Origin of the sequence: Enterobacter cloacae complex sp. 6730903, assembly GCF_048283985.1 — a bacterium.
GTDB classification, from domain to species: domain Bacteria; phylum Pseudomonadota; class Gammaproteobacteria; order Enterobacterales; family Enterobacteriaceae; genus Enterobacter; species Enterobacter hormaechei_C.
Window position 1 is genome coordinate 184254 of the sequence record NZ_JBLVXX010000001.1, and the last position, 25462, is coordinate 209715.

Here is a 25462-nt window from a genome sequence, read left to right on the forward strand (position 1 = left end):
CGTGACGTGCGATATGGCGGGGTGCAGCGTGCCTCCCGCCTTCCTGTCAGGGCAATTCTGGCGGCTGCCACTCCTCCACCTCAATCAATACCAGCAATGCGGCATCTCCGCCGTACTCTTTTGGCGCCTGATGAAAAGCCATCACGTGTGGATGCTGAGCCAGCCACAGCGGTGTCTGTTGCTTAAGAATATGTTTGCCGTGACCGTGCATTACGCAGGCGCAGAAAACATGTTCGCGGCGACACGCGGCAATCAACGCCCCCAGCTCCTGTTTTGCCTGCATCTGGGTTAACCCGTGCAGATCGAGGAACAGCTCCGGCGAATAATCTCCCCGGCGTAACTTTTTCAGCTCAAAATGGCTGACGTCTTCGCGCACATATTTCACCGCACCCTGAGTATTGAGCAGCGGCTGAAACTCATCTGAAAAATAGTGGCTGTTATCGGCCTGCTCCTGAAGCAACCGTTTGACCGGTACCTCACTGACTTTTTTACGCTGCGGGCGATGGACAATGGTGTCGTGCGTGATTTGACGCGTCCCGGTCATCAGCTGGCGGAAGAGAGCCTGATCCTCCTCGCTGAGCGATGTTTTCTTTTTCATTCGTCATTCTCATCTCGTATTTCCGATAGTGTACCCGACTAAACGCATTTTTTAACCTCAAGCGACACGCGTCATTGCTGATTTATCGCCGTCTTCATGGCAAACTAGCCGCCGAAAATTATGCGAGCATGCCCTGGAGGAAAGAGTGGATAAAATTTTTGTCGATGAAGCAGTAAACGAGCTGCATACCATACAGGACATGTTGCGCTGGTCGGTTAGCCGCTTCAGCGCCGCCAATATCTGGTACGGCCACGGTACGGATAACCCATGGGATGAGGCCGTTCAACTGGTGCTGCCGTCTCTCTACCTGCCGCTGGATATTCCGGAAGACATGCGTACCGCGCGCCTGACCTCCAGCGAAAAACACCGCATCGTTGAGCGCGTGATCCGTCGCGTGAACGAGCGTATTCCGGTGGCTTACCTGACCAACAAAGCCTGGTTCTGCGGCCATGAGTTCTATGTTGATGAGCGCGTGCTGGTGCCACGTTCGCCGATTGGCGAGCTGATCAACAACCACTTTGACGGCCTGATTAACCATCAGCCGCAGCACATTCTTGATATGTGCACCGGCAGCGGCTGCATCGCCATTGCCTGCGCGTACGCCTTCCCGGAAGCAGAAGTGGACGCCGTCGATATCTCCACCGACGCGCTGGCCGTCACCGAACACAACATTGAAGAGCACGGGCTGATCCATCACGTCACGCCTATCCGCTCAGACCTGTTCCGTGACCTGCCGACGCTGCAATACGACCTGATCGTCACCAATCCGCCGTACGTGGATGCCGAAGACATGTCCGATCTGCCGAACGAGTACCGTCACGAGCCGGAGCTGGGCCTGGCGTCAGGCTCTGACGGTCTGAAGCTGACCCGCCGCATCCTGGCCTGCGCGCCGGATTATCTGACCGACGACGGCGTTCTGATTTGTGAAGTGGGCAACAGCATGGTACATCTGATAGAGCAGTATCCGGATGTGCCGTTCACCTGGCTTGAGTTCGACAACGGCGGTGACGGCGTCTTTATGCTGACCAAGGCGCAGCTGCTTGATGCACGCGAATACTTCAGCATTTACAAAGATTAATCCAGCGGGCTTCGGCCCGTTTCACAACGCTCAAACACAAACAACAACATCGGAGCCGTGATGGCAGGAAACAGTATTGGACAGGTATTCCGTGTGACCACCTTTGGCGAGTCGCACGGTCTGGCACTGGGTTGTATCGTTGATGGCGTCCCGCCAGGCATCGAACTGACCGAAGCCGATTTACAGCATGACCTTGACCGTCGGCGTCCGGGTACCTCTCGCTACACCACGCAGCGTCGCGAGCCGGACCAGGTCAAAATTCTCTCCGGCGTTTTTGAAGGCCGTACCACCGGGACCAGCATTGGTCTGCTGATTGAAAACACCGATCAGCGCTCTCAGGACTACGGCGCAATTAAAGACGTTTTCCGTCCTGGTCATGCCGACTATACCTACGAACAAAAATATGGCTTTCGCGACTATCGCGGCGGCGGACGTTCTTCCGCGCGTGAGACCGCGATGCGCGTGGCGGCAGGGGCAATTGCCAAAAAATATCTCCAGCAGAAATTCGGCATCGTTATCCGCGGCTGTCTGACCCAGATGGGCGACATTCCGCTGGCAATCAAAGACTGGGATCAGGTAGAGCTTAACCCGTTCTTCTGCGCCGATGCCGACAAGCTGGACGCGCTGGACGAGCTGATGCGTGGCCTGAAAAAAGAGGGCGACTCCATTGGTGCGAAAGTCACCGTGGTGGCCGACGGTGTGCCGGCTGGCTGGGGCGAGCCGGTATTTGACCGCCTCGACGCCGATATCGCCCACGCGCTGATGAGCATCAACGCGGTGAAAGGCGTTGAAATCGGCGACGGTTTTGATGTGGTTAAGCTTCGCGGCAGCCAGAACCGCGACGAAATCACGAAGGCGGGTTTCCAGAGCAACCATGCTGGCGGCATTCTGGGCGGCATCAGCAGTGGGCAGCAAATTATTGCCAATATTGCGCTGAAGCCAACGTCCAGCATTACCGTCCCGGGCCACACGATTAACCGCTCAGGCGATGAAGTTGAGATGATCACCAAAGGGCGTCACGATCCGTGCGTGGGGATCCGCGCGGTGCCGATCGCAGAAGCGATGCTGGCGATCGTGCTGATGGATCACTTCCTGCGCCAGCGCGCGCAGAATGCGGATGTGACGACCACCATTCCACGCTGGTAATTATGAAAAAAACCGCAATCGCTCTGCTGGCGCTGCTGGCCAGTGGAGCAAGCCTGGCCGCTACGCCGTGGCAGAAAATCACCCACCCGGTAGCGGGGAGCGCGCAGTCCATTGGCGCTTTCTCCAACGGGTGTATCGTCGGCGCGCAGGAACTTCCGCTGCAATCGGATACCTATCAGGTGATGCGCACAGACCAGCGCCGTTATTTCGGCCATCCTGACCTGGTGCTTTTTATTCAGCGTCTTGGCAACCAGGTGCATAACCTGGGGCTGGGGACGATGCTGATTGGCGATATGGGGATGCCTGCCGGTGGTCGCTTCAACGGCGGTCACGCCAGCCACCAGACCGGACTGGATGTGGATATCTTCCTGCAATTGCCGAAAACGCGCTGGAGTTCAGCGCAGCTGCTGAAACCGCAGGCGCTGGATCTGGTCTCGGCCGACGGTAAACGGGTCGTCGCCTCGCGATGGTCGCCGGAAATTTCCAGCATGATTAAGCTGGCGGCAGAGGATAACGACGTCACGCGGATCTTTGTTAATCCGGCCATCAAGCAGCAGCTTTGCCTGGATGCGGGAACGGATCGCGACTGGTTGCGTAAAGTGCGCCCGTGGTTCCAGCATCGTGCCCATATGCATGTTCGCCTGCGCTGCCCGGCGAACAGCCTGGAATGTGAAGATCAGCCGCTGCCACCGCCTGGCGATGGTTGTGGTTACGAACTGCAAAGCTGGTTTGAACCGGCCAAGCCTGGAACCTCTAAGCCTGAGAAGAAGACACCGCCTCCGTTGCCGCCTTCCTGCCAGGCGCTACTGGATGAGCATGTACTTTAATGGATAATTTCGTCGATCTGTTCATGGTGTCACCGCTGCTGCTGGTGGTGCTCTTTTTTGTTGCGATGTTAGCCGGATTTATCGATGCCCTGGCGGGCGGCGGCGGGTTGCTCACCGTTCCGGCGCTGCTGGCGGCAGGCATGAGCCCTGCCCAGGCGCTTGCCACCAACAAACTCCAGGCGTGTGGCGGTTCGCTCTCCTCGTCGCTCTATTTCATTCGCCGCAAAGTGGTGAATCTCGCCGATCAGAAGCTCAATATCCTGATGACGTTTATTGGCTCAACGGCGGGCGCGCTGCTGGTCCAGCACGTACAGTCCGAGATTCTGCGCCAGATCCTGCCGCTGCTGGTTATCTGTATCGGCCTCTATTTCCTGCTGATGCCAAAGCTCGGGGAAGAAGATCGACAGCGTCGTCTTCACGGCCTGCCGTTTGCGCTGATTGCCGGTGGCTGCGTCGGTTTTTACGATGGCTTCTTTGGCCCGGGGGCAGGCTCGTTTTACGCGCTGGCATTCGTGACGCTGGCCGGGTTTAACCTCGCCAAATCCACCGCCCACGCCAAAGTCCTCAACGCGACCTCCAACGTTGGCGGTCTGCTGCTGTTTATCATTGGCGGCAAGGTTATCTGGGCAACCGGGTTTGTGATGATGGCAGGGCAGTTTTTGGGCGCGCGCGCAGGCTCGCGTCTGGTATTAAGCAAAGGACAAAAGCTGATCCGCCCGATGATTGTTGTCGTCTCGGCGGTGATGAGCGCCAAACTTCTTTATGACAGCCATGGACAGGAGATCCTCACCTGGTTGGGGATGAACTAATGAACAGTACGCATAAATATGAACAGCTGATTGAGATCTTCGATAGCTGTTTTGCTGATGATTTTAATACCCGTCTGATTAAAGGCGACGACGAACCGATCTATCTTCCAGCTGATGACGAGGTTCCGTATAACCGCATCATCTTTGCCCACGGCTTTTACGCCAGCGGTTTGCACGAGATCTCGCACTGGTGCATCGCGGGGAAAGCGCGTCGCGAGCTGGTGGACTTCGGTTACTGGTACTGCCCGGACGGGCGCGACGCCGCCACCCAGGGGCAGTTCGAAGATGTGGAGGTGAAACCTCAGGCGCTGGAATGGCTGTTCTGCGTAGCGGCGGGTTTCCCGTTCAACGTAAGTTGTGACAATCTCGAAGGCGACTTCGAGCCAGACCGTATCGTCTTCCAGCGCCGCGTTCATGCGCAGGTGATGGAATATCTTGAGAAAGGCATCCCGGCACGTCCGGCACGCCTGATCGAGGCTTTACAGAATTATTACCACACGCCGGAGATCACGGCGGAATGCTTCCCGTGGCCGGAAGATCTTTAACAGAGGAAAGAAGATGATCGCAGAATTTGAATCACGCATTCTGGCGTTAATTGATGACATGGTGGAACACGCCAGTGATGATGAGCTGTTCGCCAGCGGTTATCTGCGTGGTCACCTGACGCTGGCGGTAGCCGCGCTGGAAGCCGGGGACGATCACTCTGCCGACGCCGTTCACGCGGAAGTCACTCGCAGCCTGGAAAACGCTATTCAGGCCGGGGAACTCTCTCCGCGCGACCAGTCTTTAGTGCTGGGCATGTGGGACAATTTGTTCCAGCAGGCTAAACGCTAAGCCGCCGCCTTCTCTTCCCTCTCCCCTTTGGGGAGAGGGTCAGGGTGAGGGGATTCGACCGCACCCTACTTGACCATTTTCCCCTTCAGCAATTTCCGCACCCACAGTCGGTTTGGATTCAGCCCCGCGAGCGTAACTCTGTCCAGCGGAACCGGCTCGTCGCTCATTTGCGCGGCTAACGCTTCAGCCAGCAGCGGCGCGGAGCATAATCCCCGCGAGCCTAAGCCACCCAGCATAAACAGCTCGGGGTGAACGGGCGCACTTACCGCCGTTTCTTTGTTGTCTGCAAGATCCTGATAGACTTCAAGCGTGGCGTCATAGTCCGGCACGTTTCCCGCCATCGGCAGGTGATCGCGGGTCGCGCAGCGTACGCCGCAGCGCGCCTGACCCTCACCAACATCCACTTCTTTTGCCCACGACGCATTCGGGAAACAGTCGACCAGGCGCTGGCGGTTTTGCTGCTGATCCGCTTCGCTGTACTGCATATCTGTTTCACCGCGATGGTAGCTGGCGCCGATGCAGTGATGGCCGTTGGACGGATTTTGCGGCGTCAGGTAGCCGTCGTAACACAGCACCTGACGCAGTTTGCTCAGTTGGGGGGCGGCAGGAATATGGCTTACCTGGCCGCCGACCGGATAAACCGGCAATGACGCTGTCTGGGTAAACTGGCTGATATGATGCCCGTTGGCCAGCACAACGCTGGCATGCTGCGCCTCTTTGCCGTCAGCGAAACGCAGTTTCCAGTGCGTAGTGCGACTTAACGATTGAACCTTATGGGCATAATGCACTGTCAACCCACGCGACTGCCCGAGGGCTATCGCCGCAGAAGTCAGTTCAGCCGGACACAGCCAGCCGCCGAGTGGATACTGAATACCCCCGCAGCCGGTGTCGACGCCAGCGGTCTCTGCAACCTGCTGCGCCGTGACGGCATGGGCGATGGCCTCCGGCAGACCCAGCGACAGCATTTGTGTGATTTTCTGCTGGCTTTTCTCATCCCAGCCGAGCTGCGTCACGCCGCACCAGTCGTGGTCGAACGCAACCGGCAGGCTATCGTAAAGGCGGCGAGCAAACGTAAACGCTGCCGGGAAGAACTGGAACAGTGCCGGATCGTGTGAACTTAATAAGGGATAAAGTGCGCCCTGGCGGTTGCCTGATGCGCCCGTCGCCGGCGCCTCGTCAGCGCAGTAGAGCGTCACCTGCCAGCCACGGTGTAGCAGCGCCAGAGAGAGCAGGGCGCTGGCGATCCCCCCGCCTACAATGGCGACCTCACGCGAGGTGCTGGCGCGACGGGCAAACCAGGGGGCCTGCGCCGGGATTGCCAGATCCTGTTCCATCACCCCGACCAGCATGTCGCGTTTGCGGCCAAAGCCTTTGGTTTTCCGCATGGTAAACCCCGCCTCCTGCAACCCACGGCGGACAAAGCCCGCCGAGGTGAAGGTGGCAAGCGTCGCGCCGGGACGTGCCAGCCGCGCCATGGCGCTGAACAGGTGCGGGCTCCACATGTCCGGATTTTTGGCGGGCGCAAAACCGTCCAGGAACCAGGCGTCCACCTTCTGATTCATGGAGTCATCAAGCTTATCGGTCAGGTCATTAATGTCGCCAAGCCACAGGTCGAGCGTGACGCGTCCGTCGTCCAGAATCAGACGATGACAGCCACCGATAGCCGGAGGCCACTGGGCCTGAAGCTGTTCCGCCCAGTGGGCAAGCTCCGGCCAGCGCTGATGGGCAAGCCGCAGATCGTGCGCGGTAAGCGGAAATTTTTCGAAACTGATGAAATGTAATCTTTGTAATGTAGCCTCGGGGTGTGCAGCGCGAAACTGGTCGAACGCCTGCCAGAGGGTCAGAAAATTCAGCCCGGTGCCGAAACCGCTCTCCGCTACGACAAACAGGCTGCGCGGATGGTCAGGGAAGCGGGTGCTGAGATGATTTCCTTCGAGGAAGACATAGCGCGTCTCTTCCAGTCCGTTATCATTAGAAAAGTAGACGTCATCAAAATCTCGGGAAACAGGTGTACCCTCAGCGTTGAATTCGAGGTTGGCAGGTTGTATGGCGTTTTGTTTCACGTAAGTTACTCGTCTGACAGGCAGTGGCACGATCTTAGCGATGTGAGCCCATCGGTGCAAATTTCCACAGAAAATCGCTGATCGGACTTGTTCGGCGTACAAGTGTACGCTATTGTGCGACTCGAAACTTTTTATAGTGCGACTTACAGAGGTATTGAATGAAACGTGCAGTGATTACTGGCCTGGGCATCGTTTCCAGCATCGGTAATAACCAGCAGGAAGTCCTGGCATCTCTGCGTGAAGGACGCTCCGGGATCACTTTCTCTGAAGAGTTTAAAGATTCTGGAATGCGTAGCCACGTATGGGGTAACGTTAAACTGGACACCACCGGTTTAATTGACCGTAAAGTGGTTCGTTTCATGAACGATGCCTCTATCTACGCCTATCTTTCCATGCAGGAAGCGATCAAGGATTCTGGTCTGAGCGAAGACGTTTACCAGAACAACCCACGCGTGGGTCTGATTGCAGGCTCCGGCGGCTCCTCTAAAGCTCAGGTGTTCGGTGCTGACGCCATGCGTAGCCCGCGCGGCCTGAAAGCGGTCGGTCCATACGTTGTGACCAAAGCCATGGGTTCAGCGGTTTCCGCGTGCCTGGCAACGCCGTTCAAAATCCACGGTGTGAACTACTCCATCAGCTCTGCATGTGCGACCTCCGCACACTGTATCGGTAATGCGGTTGAGCAGATCCAGCTGGGCAAACAGGACATCGTATTTGCTGGCGGCGGCGAAGAGCTGGGCTGGGAAATGGCCTGTGAGTTCGACGCGATGGGCGCACTGTCCACCAAATACAACGAAACGCCAGACAAAGCGTCCCGTACTTATGACGCACACCGCGACGGTTTTGTTATCGCTGGCGGCGGCGGTATGGTTGCGGTTGAAGAGCTGGAACACGCGCTGGCGCGTGGCGCGCACATCTACGCTGAGATCGTGGGCTACGGCGCAACGTCTGACGGCGCTGACATGGTTGCTCCATCCGGTGAAGGCGCGGTGCGCTGCATGAAGATGGCGATGCACGGCGTTGATACCCCAATCGACTACCTGAACTCCCACGGCACCTCAACGCCGGTAGGCGACGTGAAAGAGCTGGGTGCGATCCGTGAAGTGTTCGGCGACAACAGCCCGGCTATCTCTGCAACCAAAGCCATGACCGGTCACTCTCTGGGTGCGGCGGGCGTGCAGGAAGCGATCTACTCTCTGCTGATGCTGGAAAACGGCTTTATCGCGCCAAGCATCAACATCGAAGAGATGGACGAGCAGGCGGCTGGCCTGAACATCGTGACTGAAACCACCGAACGTGAGCTGACGACCGTTATGTCCAACAGCTTCGGTTTCGGCGGCACCAACGCCACGCTGGTGATGCGTAAGCTGAAAGCGTAAGCGTTTGAAGGTATAGTAGAAGGGAGCCGCGCGGCTCCCTTTTTTTATGCCTGAACACGGAGTTATGCATGAAGGCTGTTACCCCTGAGAAGAGCGCTCCTTCCGGGAACCTTTCCCTTTTCCGCATCGCCTTTGCGGTGTTTCTGACCTATATGACCGTTGGCCTGCCGCTGCCGGTGATCCCCTTGTTTGTTCACCAGGAGCTGGGCTATGGCAACACCATGGTCGGTATTGCGGTGGGCATTCAGTTTTTAGCGACGGTATTAACCCGGGGCTACGCCGGTCGCCTGGCGGATCAGCACGGCGCAAAACGCTCGGCGTTGCAGGGCATGTTTGCCTGCGGGCTGGCGGGGGGAGCCTGGCTGCTGGCGGCGCTGTTGCCGATAGATGCAGCGTATAAATTCGCGCTGCTGGTGGCAGGGCGCCTGATCCTCGGCTTTGGCGAAAGCCAGCTGCTGACCGGCACCCTGACCTGGGGAATGGGGCTGGTGGGACCTGCGCGTTCCGGAAAAGTGATGTCCTGGAACGGGATGGCGATTTACGGCGCGCTGGCGGCAGGCGCACCGCTGGGGCTGCTGATCCACAGCCAGTTTGGTTTTGCGGCGCTGGCAGGCACTACCATGGTATTGCCGCTGCTGGCGTGGGCGTTTAACGGTTCGGTGCGTAAGGTGCCTGCCCATAAAGGCGAGCGTCCTTCGCTGTGGAGCGTGGTGGGGCAAATCTGGCAGCCGGGGCTTGGGCTGGCGCTTCAGGGGGTGGGCTTCGCGGTTATTGGTACCTTTGTCTCCCTCTATTTCATGAGCCGCGGCTGGGCGATGGCGGGCTTTACGCTGACGGCCTTTGGCGGCGCGTTTGTATTGATGCGCGTGCTGTTTGGCTGGATGCCGGATCGCTTTGGCGGCGTGAAGGTGGCCGTGGCGTCACTTGTCATTGAGACCGTGGGTCTGGTACTGCTCTGGCAGGCGCCGTCCGCATCCGTTGCGCTGCTGGGTGCGGCGTTAACCGGCTGCGGCTGCTCGCTGATCTTCCCGGCGCTTGGCGTTGAAGTGGTGAAGCGCGTGGCTCCGCAGGTGCGCGGCACGGCGCTGGGCGGCTATGCGGCGTTTCAGGATATCTCTTACGGCATCACCGGGCCGCTGGCGGGGCTGCTTGCAACGTCGTTTGGCTATCCTTCCGTATTTCTCGCCGGTGCAGTTTCTGCGGTGGTGGGGATTGTGGTGACGCTGGTGGCGTTTCGCAGGTCGTAGTTTTTTGCCCGGTGGCGGCTTCGCCTTACCCGGCCTACAACCGCGCGAACCGTAGGCCGGGTAAGGCGAAGCCGCCACCCGGCAGTTTTAAGCCACCAGCCAGAAAATCGCTAGCGCAATCACCAACGCGATAAACATCAATCCCGGACGGGCAGAAAGCGTTTTGAACGTATCAACTACGGGGGCAAACAGCGGGTTGTAGATCGGCTGAATGTTTCTTACCTCCGGCACGCCGGCTTCCCGCTCGGCGCGGCGAACGAAGATCTGATTGAGCACATCCTGCACCTGCGCGGTGGTCAGCACCGTTTGCGGCGTAGCCTGCCAGCTCTGCTGAGCGTAATCCCGAATCAGATCGAACTCGTGCGGTTCCAGCGGTTGTTTCAGCGCCGCCTGTACGCTGTGCAGGGTAGGGGCACTCTGGGAGCTGAGCGTCTGACGCGCCTGGAGCCAGGTGACCAGATGGGTAAACTGTTTTGCCGGGATCATCTCGCCCGCTTTCACACCGGAAAGTTCCAGCATGGATTGCCAGATAAGCTTTGTGGGTTCGCCGGTAGCGGCAGCCAGCTTAGTGACCATCTGCTTGAGCGTATTATGCTCCGCAGGCTGCAATGGCCGTTCTGTAGACGGGCGCTGTTGCGGCTGCGGGATAGAAAGCTGATTGCTTTGCAGCAGGGTCAACACGGTTTTCAGCTGTTCCGGCGAAAGCTGGCTCAGGGCGGTATGACCGTACTGTTGACGGATAAAATCACTCACCGCCTGACGATTATTCCCCTGGCCCAACAGCTCGGTCAGCTGCGAGATAATCTGGCGGGTAGTATGTTGCTGCTGTGCGCTGGTAAGACGCTGGTTCAGGTTTTGTTCGGCGGCAGGGAAATGGCGCGACTGTAGCGGCGCATCGTTTCTGACGCCCAAATCGTGCTTAACGCCGGCCCACACCTCTGCGTTTTGCTGTGAGGTTAACGCAATAAGACGCGTGATCAGACGCTCCAGTACGGTGCGTTGCTGCGTGGAGAGCGGTTGTTCGCCTGGCGTGTTGGGCGTTACGGGGCCTTCACCCGGAGGGCGCGGAGGCGTACCTGAAATGGGCTGCATCGTCAAAAATCCTTAAAGTCAAACTCTGCGTAACCGGGCGGAGATATATGCCCGGCGGCGAGATTATGGCACACTTGGCAGGTTTACTTCCTCTCAAACAGGTACTCAGACGTGAAAATCCTCGTTGATGAAAATATGCCTTACGCCCGTGAGCTGTTCAGCCGCCTGGGTGAGGTTAAGGCTGTCCCTGGTCGCCCGATTCCGGTCAGCGAACTGGACGATGCAGACGCCCTGATGGTGCGTTCGGTGACCAAAGTAAATGAGGCGCTGCTCACCGGCAAAGGGGTTAAATTTGTCGGGACGGCAACGGCCGGGACCGATCATGTGGATGACCAGTGGCTTAAGCAGGCGGCGATTGGTTTTTCCGCGGCGCCAGGCTGTAACGCTATTGCCGTTGTGGAATATGTTTTCTCCTCGCTATTGATGCTGGCCGAGCGCGATGGTTTTGCGCTGAAAGACCGCACCGTCGGGATTGTGGGGGTGGGCAACGTGGGCGGACGTCTGCAAAAGCGTCTGGAAGCCTGGGGTATCCGCACCCTGCTGTGCGATCCGCCGCGTAAGGATAACGGCGATGACGGGGATTTCCGCTCGCTGGATGAGCTGGTCGACGAGTGCGACGTCATCACCTTCCATACGCCGCTCTTTAAAGAGGGGCCGTACAAGACTCTGCACCTGGCCGACGAAAAGCTGATCCGCCGTCTGAAGGCTGGCACTATTCTGATAAATGCCTGCCGGGGACCGGTGGTGGATAACGCGGCGCTGCTGGCATGTCTCGACGAAGGACAAGATCTTAGCGTCGTGCTCGACGTCTGGGAGCCAGAGCCGGATCTTAACGTCGCATTGCTGAATAAGGTGGACGTGGGTACCGCACATATCGCGGGTTATACCCTTGAAGGCAAAGCGCGTGGCACAACCCAGGTGTTTGAGGCTTACAGCGCCTTCATCGGCCATCCGCAGCAGGTGGCGCTGGATACGCTGCTGCCCGCCCCGGAATTTGGTCGCATTACCCTTCATGGCCCGCTGGATGAGGCAACGCTGAAAAGACTGGTGCATTTGGTGTATGATGTGCGCCGCGATGACGCGCTGCTGCGTAAAGTGGCGGGTATTTCGGGTGAGTTTGACAAGCTGCGCAAAAATTACCTTGAGCGCCGCGAGTGGTCTTCCCTGTATGTCATGTGCGATGACGCGTCAGCGGCGGGGCTGCTGCATGAACTGGGATTTAACGCCGTTCACCACCCGGCACGTTAATGTCTTCTTAATGCTCCCTGTCGGATACTCCGGCAGGGACGCTTTTTTATTTCTGGAGTAAACCACCATGTCTGAAGGCTGGAACATTGCCATTTTGGGTGCCACTGGCGCCGTGGGCGAAGCCCTGCTTGAAACCCTTGCTGAGCGTCAGTTCCCGGTGGGTGAGATTTACGCACTGGCGCGTACCGACAGCGCAGGAGAACATCTGCGTTTCGGCGGCAAATCCGTGATGGTGCAGGATGCCGCCGCGTTTGACTGGACGCAGGCTCAGCTGGCGTTTTTTGCCGCAGGGGCGGAAGCCACGGCGTCTTACATTGAAGAAGCGACCAGTTCAGGCTGTCTGGTGATCGACCTGAGCGGCCTGTTCTCCCTGGAGCCGGATGTGCCGCTGGTGGTGCCGGACGTTAACCCGTTTGTGCTGGCTGACTACCGCAACCGCAACATCATTGCAGTACCGAACAGCCTCACCAGCCAGCTGCTGACCGCGCTTAAGCCGCTGATCGACGACGGTGGCCTGTCGCGTATTTCCGTGACCAGCCTGCTGTCAGCCTCCGCTAACGGTAAAAAAGCCGTAGACGCACTGGCAGGGCAGAGCGCGAAGCTGCTGAACGGTATCCCGATCGACGAAGATGATTTCTTTGGCCGCCAGCTGGCGTTCAACATGCTGCCGCTGCTGCCGGATCGTGAAGGTTCGGTGCGGGAAGAGCGTCGTATCGTCGATGAAGCACGCAAAATTTTGCAGGATGACGGGCTGATGATCTCCGCGAATGTCGTGCAGTCTCCGGTCTTTTACGGCCACGCGCAGATGGTCGGGTTTGAAGCCCTGCGTCCGCTGGCGGCTGAAGAAGCCCGCGACGCGTTTGGCCGCGGAGAGGACATTGTCCTGTCCGAAGAGAGCGAATTCCCGACGCAGGTGGGCGACGCCACCGGCAGCGCGCATCTCTCTGTGGGCTGTGTGCGTAACGATTACGGTATGCCTGAGCAGGTGCAGTTCTGGTCCGTTGCCGACAACGTGCGTTTTGGCGGCGCGCTGATGGCGGTCAAAATCGCGGAAAAACTGGTGCAGGAGTATCTGTACTGATGTCAGATGTGGAACAAAAGCCGGTCCACAGAATTGCCCTCGGCATTGAGTACGATGGCAGTAAATACTATGGCTGGCAGCGTCAGAATGAGGTGCGCAGCGTCCAGGAGAAGCTGGAGAAAGCGCTCTCTCAGGTAGCGAATGAACCGATAAGCGTCTTCTGTGCGGGCCGCACCGATGCCGGCGTTCACGGCACGGGGCAGGTGGTGCATTTTGACACCACCGCCGTGCGCAAAGACGCGGCCTGGACGCTGGGTGTAAATGCGAATTTACCTGGTGACATTGCCGTGCGTTGGGTGAAAGCTGTGCCGGATGATTTTCACGCGCGTTTCAGCGCGACGGCGCGGCGCTACCGTTATGTCATCTACAACCAGCGCCTGCGTCCGGCGGTGTTAAGCCAGGGCGTGACGCATTTTTATGAACCGCTGGATGCAGAACGTATGCAGCGTGCGGCGCAGTGTCTGATTGGAGAAAATGATTTTACGTCGTTTCGTGCGGTGCAGTGTCAGTCCCGTACGCCGTGGCGTAACGTCATGCACATTAACGTCAGTCGTTATGGCGCGTATGTGGTGGTGGATATCAAAGCCAATGCCTTTGTACATCATATGGTGCGGAATATTGTAGGCAGCCTGATGGAAGTGGGCGCCGGACACCAGCCGGAGAGCTGGATTGCAGAACTGCTGGCAGCGAAGGACAGAACGCTTGCGGCAGCAACGGCGAAAGCGGAAGGTCTGTATCTGGTTTCGGTGGATTATCCGGACCGGTTCGACCTGCCAAAACCGCCAATGGGCCCGCTGTTTTTAGCGGACTAAACAAAGGTGCAATTAGGGCTTAGACAATATGGACGTAATACGTTTTCTGATTGATTTCATCCTGCATATTGATGTTCACCTGGCGGAGCTGGTCGCGCAGTACGGCGTCTGGGTGTACGCCATTCTGTTCCTCATTCTGTTCTGTGAAACCGGCCTTGTGGTTACGCCGTTCCTGCCGGGAGATTCACTGCTGTTCGTGGCGGGCGCGTTATCCGCACTGCCAACGAATGACCTGAATGTCCATCTGATGGTGGTCCTGATGATCATCGCCGCGATTGTTGGTGATGCGGTCAACTACACCATCGGGCGGGTGTTTGGCGAGCGGTTGTTCAGTAATCCGGACTCGAAGATTTTCCGCCGCAGTTATTTAGATAAGACCCATGCGTTCTATGAGCGCCATGGCGGTAAGACCATTATCCTTGCCCGTTTTGTGCCTATTGTGCGTACATTTGCACCGTTTGTAGCGGGAATGGGTCACATGTCCTATCGTCATTTTGCAATGTATAACGTGGTGGGCGCACTGCTGTGGGTACTGCTGTTTACCTATGCGGGCTACCTGTTTGGCGATCTGCCTGTGGTTCAGGAAAATCTTAAGTTACTGATAGTAGCGATTATTGTGCTTTCCGTGCTGCCGGGTGTGATCGAAATCATTCGTCACAAACGCGCGGCGGCAAAACAAGCGAAGTAAATGCACGCTGGCGGTTCGACCACTTTTTTATCCAAAGTTTCGGGCTGTTATGTTTTAATGTGCAACATTCATGGTCTGTTGGAGGCAAAAATGGCATTATTCGCCTCTTACAGCAAAACTGGCATACGACCAGGTTCAGGCAGAAAGGTTATCAATGAGCTGGATTGAACGAATTAAAAGCAACATTACCCCAACGCGTAAAGCGAGCATTCCTGAAGGGGTATGGACGAAGTGTGATAGCTGCGGCCAGGTTCTGTATCGCGCAGAGCTGGAACGCAATCTTGAGGTGTGTCCGAAGTGTGACCACCATATGCGTATGTCGGCGCGTAACCGCCTGCATAGCCTGCTGGACGAAGGTTCTCTGGTAGAACTGGGCAGCGAACTGGAGCCAAAAGATGTGCTTAAGTTCCGCGACTCCAAAAAATACAAAGATCGTCTGGCCTCTGCGCAGAAAGAGACCGGCGAGAAAGACGCGCTGATCGTCATGAAAGGCACCCTGCATGAGATGCCGGTGGTTGCCGCCGCGTTTGAGTTCTCCTTTATGGGCGGCTCAATGGGCTCTGTGGTTGGCGCGCGTTTCGTGCGTGCCGTTGAGCAGGCGCTGGAAGACAACTGCCCGCTGATCTGCTTCTCCGCCTCCGGTGGCGCACGTATGCAGGAAGCGCTGATGTCCCTGATGCAGATGGCGAAAACCTCTGCGGCGCTGGCGAAAATGCAGGAGCGCGGTCTGCCGTACATCTCGGTACTGACCGACCCAACCATGGGCGGCGTTTCTGCAAGCTTCGCGATGCTGGGCGACCTGAACATCGCTGAGCCAAAAGCGCTGATCGGCTTTGCCGGTCCTCGCGTTATCGAGCAAACCGTACGTGAGAAACTGCCGCCGGGCTTCCAGCGCAGTGAGTTCCTCATTGAGAAGGGCGCCATCGACATGATCGTCCGCCGTCCGGAAATGCGCCTGAAACTGGCCAGCATTCTGGCGAAGCTGATGAATCTGCCGACGCCGAACCCGGATGAACCGCGCGAAGGCGTGGTGGTACCGGATCAGGAACCCGAGGCCTGATAACTGAAAAGGGCAGGGCCGAATGGCGCTGCCCTTTTGCTTTCTAAACCGTTAATGACAACCGGGCATCATGGAAAATAAAAGCATTCCTCAAGCCACGTCGCCCCTGGCCGCGTGGCTTTCTTATCTGGAAAACCTGCACAGTAAAACTATCGACATGGGCCTTGAGCGCGTAAGCCAGGTTGCCGCGCGTCTTGACGTGCTGAAACCCGCGCCTTTCGTGTTTACCGTCGCCGGGACTAACGGTAAAGGCACTACCTGCCGCACGCTGGAATCTGTCCTGATGGCGGCGGGGTACAAGGTTGGCGTTTACAGCTCGCCGCATCTGGTGCGCTATACCGAGCGCGTGCGGGTGCAAAACACCGAGCTGGCGGAATCGGCCCATACGGCGTCGTTTGCCGCTATCGAAGCGGCGCGCGGCGAAACCTCATTAACCTATTTCGAATACGGCACCCTGTCGGCGCTGTGGCTGTTTAAGCAGGCGCAGCTGGACGTGGTGATCCTGGAAGTGGGGCTGGGTGGGCGTCTGGATGCTACCAATATGGTGGATGCGGATGTCGCCGTCGTCACCAGCATCGCGCTGGATCACACCGACTGGCTGGGCCCGGACCGCGAGAGCATTGGCCGTGAGAAGGCCGGTATTTTCCGGGCCAATAAGCCTGCCGTGGTAGGCGAACCGGACATGCCGCATACCATTGCTGAGGTAGCGAAAGAGAAGGGCGCTCGTCTGCTGCGTCGCGGCGTGGACTGGCAGTATGAGGTGCAGGACAACGGCTGGCGCTTCAGCGATGCGCAGGGCGTGCTGGAGAATCTGCCGCTGCCGCAGGTGCCACAGCCTAACGCGGCGACTGCGCTGGCAGCCCTGCGCGCCAGCGGATTAGCGGTAAGCGAGCAGGCGATCCGCGATGGCATTCAGAACGCACTGTTACCGGGACGTTTTCAGATTGTGAGTGAGTCGCCGCGTCTGATTCTGGATGTTGCACATAATCCGCATGCGGCGGCGTACCTCGCAGGACGTCTCAAATCGTTACCAAAAACCGGGCGCGTGCTGGCGGTTATCGGTATGCTTCATGATAAAGATATCGGCGGCACGCTGGCCTGCATGGAGAGTGTGGTCGATAGCTGGTATTGTGCTCCTCTGGAAGGGCCGCGCGGCGCGACTGCTGAGCAGTTGATGGAACATCTCGGCAAAGGCGAAATCTACAGCAGTGTGGTTTCGGCCTGGCGTGCCGCGATGGCGGAGGCTAAACCAGAAGATACCGTGCTGGTGTGTGGGTCATTCCACACGGTGGCACATGTCATGGAAGTGATGGACGCGGGGAGAACCGGTGGCGAGTAAGTTTCAGAACCGTTTAACAGGAACCATTGTGCTGGTCGCGCTCGGGGTGATTATTCTCCCGGGACTGCTCGACGGGCAAAAAAAGCATTACCAGGATGAATTTGCGGCCATTCCGCTGGTACCCAAACCGGGCGATCGCGATGAGCCCGATATGCTGCCAGCGGCAACGCAGGCGCTGCCTGCCCAGCCGCCAGAAGGCGCAGCGGAAGAGGTGCGCGCAGGTGATGCAGCCGCGCCGTCGCTCGATCCTTCGCGTCTGGCGACGAACAATAACATCGAGATTGATCCGGTGCCGGTAGAACAGCCTAAGCCTGTTGAGAAGCCGAAACCGGTGGAGAAGCCGCAGCCGAAACCGCAGCGGGATAAAGCGGCCGAGCAACTGGCAGCCGCCTCAGAAACGCCACCGCCGGCAAAACAGGACGCGGCCCCTACCGGAAAAGCCTATGTTGTTCAGCTCGGTGCATTGAAAAATGCAGATAAGGTCAATGAGATCGTGAGTAAACTGCGCGGCGCGGGATACCGTGTTTATACTTCACCCACCACGCCGGTACAGGGTAAAATTACCCGTATCCTCGTGGGGCCGGATGCGTCTAAAGATAAGCTCAAAGGTTCGCTTGGCGAGCTGAAGCAAATCTCCGGCCTGAGCGGTGTGGTGATGAACTACAGCGCCAACTGATAGAAATTATCCCCTCACCCTGACCCTCTCCCCAGAGGGGCGAGGGGACGGTTTGCTCCCTCTCCATTGAGGGAGAGGGCCGGGATGAGGGGGAGGCAGACGTTCACAGAAACGTCAAAGTTGCGGGGGCGTTGAGCATTTTTTCAGCGCCTTTTTTATTTACGCGTGGGAAGGAAATCCCTACGCAAACGTTTTCTTTTTCTGTTAGAATTCGCCCCGAACTGGATGACAGGGCGTTAAATCGTGGGACACATATGGTCTGGATTGATTACGCCATCATTGCGGTGATTGGTTTTTCCTGTCTGGTTAGCCTGATCCGTGGCTTTGTTCGTGAAGCGTTATCGCTGGTAACCTGGGGTTGTGCTTTCTTTGTTGCCAGTCATTACTACACTTACCTGTCTGTCTGGTTCACGGGCTTTGAAGATGAACTGGTCCGAAACGGAATCGCCATCGCGGTGCTGTTTATCGCGACGCTGATTGTCGGCGCTATCGTCAATTACGTGATAGGCCAGCTGGTCGAGAAAACCGGTCTGTCAGGAACGGACAGGGTGCTCGGGATCTGTTTCGGCGCGTTGCGAGGCGTGCTCATTGTGGCCGCGATCCTGTTCTTCCTGGATACCTTTACCGGGTTCTCCAAAAGTGAAGACTGGCAAAAATCGCAGCTCATTCCGGAGTTCAGCTTCATCATCAGATGGTTCTTTGACTATCTGCAAAGCTCGTCGAGTTTCTTGCCCAGGGCATAAACCCTGAGATGTGGCTTAACGAGGAAAAGACGAATGTGCGGTATTGTCGGTATCGCCGGTTTCATGCCGGTAAACCAGTCGATTTATGACGCGTTAACGGTGCTTCAGCACCGTGGGCAGGATGCTGCGGGTATCATCACCATTGATGCAAACAACTGCTTCCGTTTACGCAAGGCGAATGGCCTGGTAAACGATGTGTTTGAAGCCCGCCATATGCAGCGTCTGCAAGGTAATATGGGGATCGGTCACGTTCGTTATCCTACTGCTGGCAGTTCCAGCGCCTCTGAGGCTCAGCCTTTTTACGTTAACTCCCCGTATGGCATCACGCTTGCCCACAATGGCAATCTGACCAATGCCCACGAGCTGCGTAAAAAGCTGTTCGAAGAGAAACGTCGCCACATTAACACCACGTCTGATTCTGAAATCCTGCTCAATATCTTTGCCAGCGAACTGGATAACTTCCGCCATTATCCGCTGGAAGCAGACAACATTTTTGCCGCCGTTGCCGCGACTAACCGCCAGATCCGTGGCGCGTACGCTTGCGTAGCGATGATCATCGGTCACGGCATGGTGGCCTTCCGCGATCCAAACGGCATTCGCCCGCTGGTGCTCGGCAAACGAGACCTCGGCGATGGCCGTTCCGAGTACATGGTTGCCTCCGAAAGCGTGGCGCTGGACACTCTGGGCTTCGAATTCCTGCGTGATGTCGCGCCAGGCGAAGCGGTCTACATTACTGAGAAGGGCCAGCTGTTTACCCGTCAGTGCGCCGACAACCCGGTGAGCAACCCGTGCCTGTTCGAATACGTTTACTTCGCGCGTCCGGACTCATTCATCGACAAGATTTCCGTTTACAGCGCGCGCGTCAACATGGGGACGAAGCTGGGCGAGAAGATTGCCCGCGAGTGGGACGATCTCGACATCGACGTCGTGATCCCAATCCCTGAAACCTCCTGTGATATCGCGCTGGAAATTGCCCGTATTCTGGACAAGCCGTACCGTCAGGGCTTCGTAAAAAACCGCTACGTGGGCCGCACCTTTATCATGCCGGGCCAGCAGCTGCGTCGTAAGTCCGTACGTCGTAAGCTGAACGCTAACCGTGCCGAGTTCCGCGACAAGAACGTGCTGCTGGTGGACGACTCCATTGTGCGCGGCACGACGTCTGAGCAGATCATCGAGATGGCGCGTGAGGCCGGGGCGAAGAAAGTGTATCTCGCCTCCGCAGCGCCGGAAATTCGCTTCCCGAACGTGTATGGCATTGATATGCCAACCGCTAACGAGCTGATTGCTCACGGTCGTGAAGTAGACGAAATTCGGCAGATCATCGGTGCCGACGGCCTGATTTTCCAGGATCTGAACGATTTGATCGACGCGGTGCGCGCCGAGAACCCGGATATTCAGCAGTTCGAATGCTCGGTATTCAATGGGATCTACGTAACGAAAGACGTTGACCAGCAGTATCTCGACTATCTGGATTCGCTGCGTAACGACGATGCGAAAGCCGTCCAGCTGCAAAACGATCTCGAAAGCTTAGAGATGCACAACGAAGGTTGATGCGTATGCAGGTGAGGGCGCTCGCCCTCACTTGCAACTCCCCGTAAAATCCTGCACAGTCTGCCCTGAAATCAGCAAGGGCGAAAATCATGAAACGACTCATTGTAGGGATCAGCGGTGCCAGCGGCGCGATTTATGGCGTCCGGCTTTTACAGGTGCTGCGTGACGTTGCAGGCGTAGAAACCCATCTGGTGATGAGCCAGGCGGCGCGTCAGACCCTCTCTCTTGAAACCGATCTCTCCCTGCGCGACGTTCAGGCCCTGGCTGACGTTGTCCACGATGCCCGCGATATCGCCGCCAGCATCTCTTCGGGCTCGTTTAAAACGGCCGGCATGGTTATTTTGCCCTGTTCGATTAAAACCCTTTCCGGCATTGTAAACAGCTATACCGACACGCTGGTGACGCGTGCAGCGGATGTGGTGCTGAAAGAGCGTCGTCCTCTGGTGCTCTGCGTGCGGGAAACGCCGCTGCATCTGGGACATCTGCGTTTAATGACGCAGGCAGCCGAACTGGGGGCCGTGATTATGCCGCCGGTCCCCGCGTTCTATCATCGTCCGCAAACGCTGGACGATGTCATCAACCAGACCGTTAACCGCGTACTGGATCAGTTCGATATCGACCTGCCGGAAGATCTCTTTACCCGCTGGCAGGGGGCGTGAAGCTGTGCACAAACAAGGTGCATGAAAAGACAATTTGCCCTGTTTCAGGGCAAAACTGCAACCGCGATCATATCCTCGACATTTAATTCGCTTTTTCCCTTTTTCTCTTTCCGGTTCGTTCGGCAGACCTGCTATCTTTCACCATTAAGGCAGTATCGCAACGTTTTATTAACATATTTAACGTCGTAGTTTTAACCCGACGACAATGTGGCATAAGACCTGCAAGAGCAGCCTGCAACACAACACACAACATAAACCATAATAAAATCACGGTTCTTGAGGGTAAATGTATGAAGAAGACGGTTCTGGCTCTGTCTTTGCTCGTGGGCTTGAGTGCAGCAGCAAGTAGCTATGCAGCGCTTCCACAGACAGTTCGTATCGGTACAGACGCAACCTACGCGCCATTCTCCTCCAAGGATGCGAAAGGCGATTTCGTGGGGTTTGATATCGATCTGGGAAATGAGATGTGCAAACGCATGGAAGTGAAATGCACATGGGTGGGCAGTGACTTTGACGCGCTGATCCCGTCGCTGAAAGCCAAGAAAATTGATGCCATTATCTCTTCTCTCTCCATCACGGAAAAACGTCAGCAGGAGATCGCCTTCTCTGAGAAGCTCTACGCTGCCGACTCACGTCTGATTGCCGCGAAAGGCTCGCCAATCCAGCCGACCATCGACTCGCTGAAAGGCAAACATGTTGGCGTGCTTCAGGGCTCGACCCAGGAAGGTTACGCCAATGCTAACTGGCGCGAGAAGGGCGTCGATGTGGTGGCTTACCAGAACCAGGATCTGATCTACTCTGACCTGGCGGCAGGCCGTCTGGATGCCGCGTTTCAGGATGAAGTCGCCGCGAGCGAAGGCTTCCTGAAACAGCCTGCGGGTAAAGAGTACGCCTTTGCTGGCCCGTCGGTAAAAGACAAAAAATACTTTGGCGACGGTACCGGTATTGGCCTGCGTAAGGATGATACCGAGCTGAAAGCCGCCTTCGACAAAGCGTTTAATGAGCTGCGTAAAGACGGTACCTACGACAAACTGGCGAAGAAATACTTCGATTTCAACGTCTACGGTGATTAATGCCTGAATGAGATGCACTGAAGTGGTGCATCCCGGCAGGGTTATGTTCCAGTATGGTGCAATGCATGCACCATACTGGATCGCTGTGTGCATAGTTAAGCATTTAAAATGCAAAAATTCCCGTTCAAAGGCATTAATCTTTGCCTGAATGAGGGGATTAATGGCACATTAACAACACCCCGTCGTCGTAAAAATCTCGTATTAAGACAGTTTGTTGAGGACAGATATGAAAAAACTGGTGTTGTCACTTTCTATGGTACTGGCTTTTTCCAGCGCCACCGCGGCATTCGCAGCAATTCCGCAGAAAATTCGTATTGGAACTGACCCAACCTATGCACCTTTCGAATCGAAGAATGCGAAGGGGGAACTGGTCGGTTTTGACATCGATCTGGCTAACGAGCTGTGCAAACGCATTAAAGCGCAATGTACCTACGTTGAAAACCCGCTGGATGCGCTGATCCCGTCCCTGAAAGCGAAGAAAATTGACGTGATCATGTCCTCCCTGTCCATCACAGAGAAACGTCAGCAGGAGATTGCCTTTACGGACAAACTCTACGCGGCAGATTCCCGTCTGGTGGTGGCGAAATCCTCTGACATTCAGCCAACCCTTGAATCTCTGAAAGGCAAACGCGTGGGCGTGTTGCAGGGTACGACGCAGGAAACCTACGGCAACGAGCACTGGGCGCCAAAGGGGATTGAAATTGTCTCTTACCAGGGCCAGGAAAACATCTACGCAGACCTCACGGCAGGCCGTATTGACGCGGCATTCCAGGATGAAGTGGCGGCAAGCGAAGGCTTCCTGAAACAGCCTGTGGGTAAAGATTACAAGTTCGGCGGTCCGTCCATTAAGGACGAAAAACTCTTTGGCGTCGGTACCGGTATGGGACTGCGTAAAGAAGACAACGAACTGCGTGAAGCCCTGAACAAAGCGTTCGCCGAGATGCGCGCGGACGGCACCTATGACAAGCTGGCTAAAAAGTACTTCGATTTTAACGTTTACGGCGGCTAATCGCCCCGTCTGATAACGTGCGGCCCCTCCCGTTGCGGGAGGGGAAAAGACACGGTTCCACCACTCACGAGACGACAGGGCACGCGGTATGCTGTACGGATTTTCTGGCGTTATTTTACAGGGCGCGCTTGTCACCCTTGAGCTGGCTATCAGCTCCGTGGTGCTGGCGGTGCTGATAGGCCTGGCGGGCGCGGGGGCAAAATTATCCGCCAACAGACCGCTGGCGCTGATATTTGAAGGCTATACCACGCTGATTCGCGGCGTGCCTGACCTGGTGCTGATGCTGCTGATCTTTTACGGCCTGCAAATCGCACTTAACGGCGTGACGGATGCCATCGGCATGGAGCAGATCGATATCGACCCGATGGTGGCCGGTATTATTACCCTTGGTTTTATCTACGGTGCCTATTTCACTGAGACTTTCCGCGGCGCTTACATGGCCGTGCCGAAAGGGCATATTGAAGCGGCGACCGCCTACGGTTTTACCTCCTCACAAACGTTTCGCCGGATCATGTTCCCGGCCATGATGCGCTACGCGCTGCCGGGCATCGGTAACAACTGGCAGGTTATTCTCAAGGCTACGGCGCTGGTCTCCCTGCTGGGTCTGGAAGATGTGGTGAAGGCCACGCAGCTGGCGGGTAAAAGCACCTGGGAACCGTTCTATTTTGCGGTGGTCTGCGGCGTAATTTATCTGGTCTTTACGACCGTCTCCAATGGTGTGCTGCTTCTGCTCGAACGTCGCTACTCCGTGGGTGTGAAGAGGGCTGACCTGTGATTGAGATTATTCAGGAGTACTGGAAATCCCTGCTGTGGACGGATGGCTACCGCTTTACTGGCGTGGCCATCACGCTGTGGCTGCTGATCTCCTCGGTGGTAATGGGCGGCATTCTGGCGGTGTTTCTTGCCATTGGCCGCGTGTCGAACAATAAATTTATCCAGTTCCCGATCTGGCTGTTCACCTACGTGTTTCGCGGTACGCCGCTGTACGTGCAGCTGCTGGTGTTCTATTCCGGGATGTACACGCTGGAGATCGTGAAAGGCACCGAGATGCTGAACGCGTTCTTCCGCAGCGGTCTGAACTGTACGGTGCTGGCGCTGACCCTCAATACCTGCGCCTATACTACCGAGATCTTCGCCGGGGCCATCCGGTCTGTGCCGCACGGTGAGATCGAGGCGGCGCGCGCGTACGGCTTCTCGTCCGTGAAGCTCTACCGCTGTATTATTCTGCCTTCGGCGCTGCGTATTGCGCTGCCGGCCTACAGCAACGAAGTGATTTTAATGCTGCATTCGACGGCACTGGCGTTTACCGCCACGGTACCGGATCTGTTAAAGATTGCCCGCGATATTAACTCTGCCACCTACCAGCCGTTTACGGCGTTTGGCATTGCGGCAGTGCTCTATTTGATCATTTCTTACGTCCTGATCAGCCTGTTCCGTAAGGCTGAAAAACGCTGGTTGCAGCATATAAAACCGTCGACGCACTGAGAATTTATGATGGCTGAGAACAAATTAAACGTAATTGATTTGCACAAGCGCTACGGCGAACATGAAGTGCTGAAAGGGGTGTCGCTGGAGGCTAACGCGGGCGACGTGATCAGTATTATCGGCTCATCAGGTTCGGGTAAAAGTACCTTCCTGCGCTGCATCAACTTCCTCGAAAAGCCGAGCGAAGGATCGATTGTGGTGAGCGGACAGAACATCAACATGGTCCGTGATAAAGACGGCCAGCTTAAAGTGGCGGATAAAAACCAGCTGCGCCTGCTGCGTACACGCCTGACGATGGTGTTCCAGCACTTCAACCTCTGGAGCCACATGACGGTGCTGGAGAACGTGATTGAAGCGCCGGTTCAGGTGCTCGGCTTAAGCAAGCAGGAAGCCCGCGAGCGTGCGGTCAAATACCTGGCGAAAGTGGGTATCGACGAGCGGCAGCAGATCAAATATCCGGTGCACCTGTCAGGGGGTCAGCAGCAGCGTGTTTCCATCGCCCGTGCGCTGGCGATGGAGCCGGAAGTGTTGCTGTTTGACGAACCGACTTCCGCGCTGGATCCTGAACTCGTTGGCGAAGTGCTGCGCATCATGCAGAAGCTGGCGGAAGAGGGCAAAACGATGGTGGTGGTGACGCACGAGATGGGCTTCGCCCGTAACGTTTCTAACCACGTTATCTTCCTGCATCAGGGGAAAATTGAAGAGCAGGGGCATCCGGACGAGGTGCTGGCGAACCCGCAAAGCCCGCGTTTGCAGCAGTTCCTGAAAGGCTCGTTGAAGTAGGTTTGGCCTTTCTCCCTCTCCCTGTGGGAGAGGGCCGGGGTGAGGGCATCAGGCCGCAGAGCCGCCCTATTGCCCGGTGGCGCTTCGGTATGAACCGGAAACATGGGTAACACTTTAGACCGGATACATGGGTAACAGTTATAACTGGCATAGAAGAGGAGACTCGCTATGCCCTGGACTGAGAC

At 56.8% G+C, this 25462-nt stretch carries 26 protein-coding genes; 23 read left to right on the top strand and 3 right to left on the bottom strand.

Features of this window, described 5'->3' with window-relative positions; all coding sequences use genetic code 11:
* Nucleotides 1–46: 46 nt before the first annotated feature.
* Nucleotides 47–598 carry an endonuclease SmrB gene (smrB, locus tag ACNQ0W_RS00855; RefSeq protein ID WP_015572246.1) on the bottom strand — a complete coding sequence of 184 codons (552 nt, stop codon included), beginning with the start codon at nucleotides 596–598 and terminating at the stop codon, nucleotides 47–49.
* A gap of 145 nt (nucleotides 599–743) precedes the next feature.
* On the opposite strand from smrB, the gene prmB reads away from it, so the two are divergent.
* Genes prmB through ACNQ0W_RS00885 form a run of 6 tightly spaced genes read left to right on the top strand, consistent with a single transcriptional unit; the run spans nucleotide 744 to nucleotide 5292 of the window.
* Nucleotides 744–1676, top strand: coding sequence for a 50S ribosomal protein L3 N(5)-glutamine methyltransferase (gene prmB / locus ACNQ0W_RS00860; protein ID WP_003861381.1), 933 nt, complete (start codon nucleotides 744–746; stop codon nucleotides 1674–1676).
* A 60-nt stretch (nucleotides 1677–1736) separates the two neighbouring features.
* Nucleotides 1737–2822 (top strand): chorismate synthase, encoded by a 1086-nt coding sequence (gene aroC / locus ACNQ0W_RS00865; protein ID WP_023306656.1) that lies wholly within the window; start codon nucleotides 1737–1739, stop codon nucleotides 2820–2822.
* 2 nt (nucleotides 2823–2824) lie between these two features.
* Complete coding sequence (gene mepA, locus ACNQ0W_RS00870) at nucleotides 2825–3649, top strand: penicillin-insensitive murein endopeptidase (protein ID WP_003861385.1); 825 nt, start codon at nucleotides 2825–2827, stop codon at nucleotides 3647–3649.
* Nucleotides 3649–4458, top strand: coding sequence for a sulfite exporter TauE/SafE family protein (locus tag ACNQ0W_RS00875; RefSeq protein WP_062933252.1), 810 nt, complete (start codon nucleotides 3649–3651; stop codon nucleotides 4456–4458). The genes mepA and ACNQ0W_RS00875 overlap by 1 nt, the downstream gene beginning before the upstream one ends.
* Nucleotides 4458–5003 carry an elongation factor P hydroxylase gene (locus tag ACNQ0W_RS00880; RefSeq protein ID WP_047729277.1) on the top strand — a complete coding sequence of 182 codons (546 nt, stop codon included), beginning with the start codon at nucleotides 4458–4460 and terminating at the stop codon, nucleotides 5001–5003. Before ACNQ0W_RS00875 ends, ACNQ0W_RS00880 begins: the two co-directional genes overlap by 1 nt.
* A 13-nt stretch (nucleotides 5004–5016) precedes the next feature.
* Nucleotides 5017–5292 carry a YfcL family protein gene (locus ACNQ0W_RS00885; protein WP_006811417.1) on the top strand — a complete coding sequence of 92 codons (276 nt, stop codon included), beginning with the start codon at nucleotides 5017–5019 and terminating at the stop codon, nucleotides 5290–5292.
* Nucleotides 5293–5357: 65 nt separating this feature from the next.
* Here the strand turns inward: ACNQ0W_RS00885 and mnmC are convergent, their stop codons facing one another.
* Nucleotides 5358–7355, bottom strand: coding sequence for a bifunctional tRNA (5-methylaminomethyl-2-thiouridine)(34)-methyltransferase MnmD/FAD-dependent 5-carboxymethylaminomethyl-2-thiouridine(34) oxidoreductase MnmC (gene mnmC, locus ACNQ0W_RS00890; RefSeq protein WP_062933251.1), 1998 nt, complete (start codon nucleotides 7353–7355; stop codon nucleotides 5358–5360).
* A gap of 158 nt (nucleotides 7356–7513) precedes the next feature.
* Here mnmC and fabB point away from each other — a divergent pair, with 158 nt between their 5' ends.
* Nucleotides 7514–8731, top strand: a complete 1218-nt coding sequence (fabB, locus tag ACNQ0W_RS00895) for a beta-ketoacyl-ACP synthase I (protein WP_062933250.1) — start codon at nucleotides 7514–7516, stop codon at nucleotides 8729–8731.
* Nucleotides 8732–8799: 68 nt separating this feature from the next.
* On the top strand, nucleotides 8800–9978 hold the full coding sequence (locus ACNQ0W_RS00900) for an MFS transporter (protein ID WP_047729280.1): 1179 nt from the start codon (nucleotides 8800–8802) through the stop codon (nucleotides 9976–9978).
* A gap of 87 nt (nucleotides 9979–10065) precedes the next feature.
* On the opposite strand, the gene flk is transcribed toward ACNQ0W_RS00900, so the two are convergent.
* Nucleotides 10066–11070: a flagella biosynthesis regulator Flk gene (gene flk, locus ACNQ0W_RS00905; RefSeq protein WP_062933249.1), complete on the bottom strand. Its 1005-nt coding sequence runs from the start codon at nucleotides 11068–11070 to the stop codon at nucleotides 10066–10068.
* Between the two features lie 111 nt (nucleotides 11071–11181).
* Between flk and pdxB the strand changes: the two genes are divergently transcribed.
* The 15 genes from pdxB to hisP all read left to right on the top strand — a co-directional run bounded on the left by pdxB (nucleotide 11182) and on the right by hisP (nucleotide 25277).
* Nucleotides 11182–12318, top strand: a complete 1137-nt coding sequence (gene pdxB, locus ACNQ0W_RS00910) for a 4-phosphoerythronate dehydrogenase PdxB (RefSeq protein ID WP_062933248.1) — start codon at nucleotides 11182–11184, stop codon at nucleotides 12316–12318.
* A gap of 67 nt (nucleotides 12319–12385) precedes the next feature.
* Nucleotides 12386–13399 (top strand): aspartate-semialdehyde dehydrogenase, encoded by a 1014-nt coding sequence (locus ACNQ0W_RS00915; protein ID WP_023304157.1) that lies wholly within the window; start codon nucleotides 12386–12388, stop codon nucleotides 13397–13399.
* Nucleotides 13399–14211 (top strand): tRNA pseudouridine(38-40) synthase TruA, encoded by an 813-nt coding sequence (truA, locus tag ACNQ0W_RS00920; RefSeq protein WP_001286071.1) that lies wholly within the window; start codon nucleotides 13399–13401, stop codon nucleotides 14209–14211. Before ACNQ0W_RS00915 ends, truA begins: the two co-directional genes overlap by 1 nt.
* 28 nt (nucleotides 14212–14239) lie before the next feature.
* Nucleotides 14240–14899 (top strand): DedA family protein, encoded by a 660-nt coding sequence (locus ACNQ0W_RS00925; RefSeq protein ID WP_003861406.1) that lies wholly within the window; start codon nucleotides 14240–14242, stop codon nucleotides 14897–14899.
* A 154-nt stretch (nucleotides 14900–15053) separates the two neighbouring features.
* Nucleotides 15054–15959 (top strand): acetyl-CoA carboxylase, carboxyltransferase subunit beta, encoded by a 906-nt coding sequence (accD, locus tag ACNQ0W_RS00930; protein WP_047053266.1) that lies wholly within the window; start codon nucleotides 15054–15056, stop codon nucleotides 15957–15959.
* A 70-nt stretch (nucleotides 15960–16029) separates the two neighbouring features.
* The gene (folC, locus tag ACNQ0W_RS00935) at nucleotides 16030–17298 is read left to right on the top strand and encodes a bifunctional tetrahydrofolate synthase/dihydrofolate synthase (protein ID WP_017383445.1); all 1269 of its coding nucleotides are present in this window, start codon (nucleotides 16030–16032) and stop codon (nucleotides 17296–17298) included.
* The gene (dedD, locus tag ACNQ0W_RS00940; protein WP_023300639.1) at nucleotides 17288–17974 is read left to right on the top strand and encodes a cell division protein DedD; all 687 of its coding nucleotides are present in this window, start codon (nucleotides 17288–17290) and stop codon (nucleotides 17972–17974) included. Before folC ends, dedD begins: the two co-directional genes overlap by 11 nt.
* A gap of 254 nt (nucleotides 17975–18228) precedes the next feature.
* The gene (cvpA, locus tag ACNQ0W_RS00945; RefSeq protein ID WP_000262116.1) at nucleotides 18229–18717 is read left to right on the top strand and encodes a colicin V production protein; all 489 of its coding nucleotides are present in this window, start codon (nucleotides 18229–18231) and stop codon (nucleotides 18715–18717) included.
* 33 nt (nucleotides 18718–18750) lie between these two features.
* Nucleotides 18751–20268 carry an amidophosphoribosyltransferase gene (gene purF / locus ACNQ0W_RS00950; RefSeq protein WP_008502595.1) on the top strand — a complete coding sequence of 506 codons (1518 nt, stop codon included), beginning with the start codon at nucleotides 18751–18753 and terminating at the stop codon, nucleotides 20266–20268.
* Between the two features lie 89 nt (nucleotides 20269–20357).
* Nucleotides 20358–20927, top strand: a complete 570-nt coding sequence (locus tag ACNQ0W_RS00955; protein WP_015572254.1) for a UbiX family flavin prenyltransferase — start codon at nucleotides 20358–20360, stop codon at nucleotides 20925–20927.
* 290 nt (nucleotides 20928–21217) lie between these two features.
* On the top strand, nucleotides 21218–22000 hold the full coding sequence (argT, locus tag ACNQ0W_RS00960; RefSeq protein ID WP_015572255.1) for a lysine/arginine/ornithine ABC transporter substrate-binding protein ArgT: 783 nt from the start codon (nucleotides 21218–21220) through the stop codon (nucleotides 21998–22000).
* Between the two features lie 226 nt (nucleotides 22001–22226).
* Nucleotides 22227–23009, top strand: a complete 783-nt coding sequence (hisJ, locus tag ACNQ0W_RS00965) for a histidine ABC transporter substrate-binding protein HisJ (protein WP_047732655.1) — start codon at nucleotides 22227–22229, stop codon at nucleotides 23007–23009.
* An 88-nt stretch (nucleotides 23010–23097) separates the two neighbouring features.
* Nucleotides 23098–23784, top strand: coding sequence for a histidine ABC transporter permease HisQ (locus tag ACNQ0W_RS00970; protein ID WP_015572256.1), 687 nt, complete (start codon nucleotides 23098–23100; stop codon nucleotides 23782–23784).
* Nucleotides 23781–24494 (top strand): ABC transporter permease, encoded by a 714-nt coding sequence (locus ACNQ0W_RS00975; protein WP_003861424.1) that lies wholly within the window; start codon nucleotides 23781–23783, stop codon nucleotides 24492–24494. Before ACNQ0W_RS00970 ends, ACNQ0W_RS00975 begins: the two co-directional genes overlap by 4 nt.
* Nucleotides 24495–24503: 9 nt before the next feature.
* The gene (hisP, locus tag ACNQ0W_RS00980; protein ID WP_417933163.1) at nucleotides 24504–25277 is read left to right on the top strand and encodes a histidine ABC transporter ATP-binding protein HisP; all 774 of its coding nucleotides are present in this window, start codon (nucleotides 24504–24506) and stop codon (nucleotides 25275–25277) included.
* Nucleotides 25278–25462 lie beyond the last annotated feature (185 nt).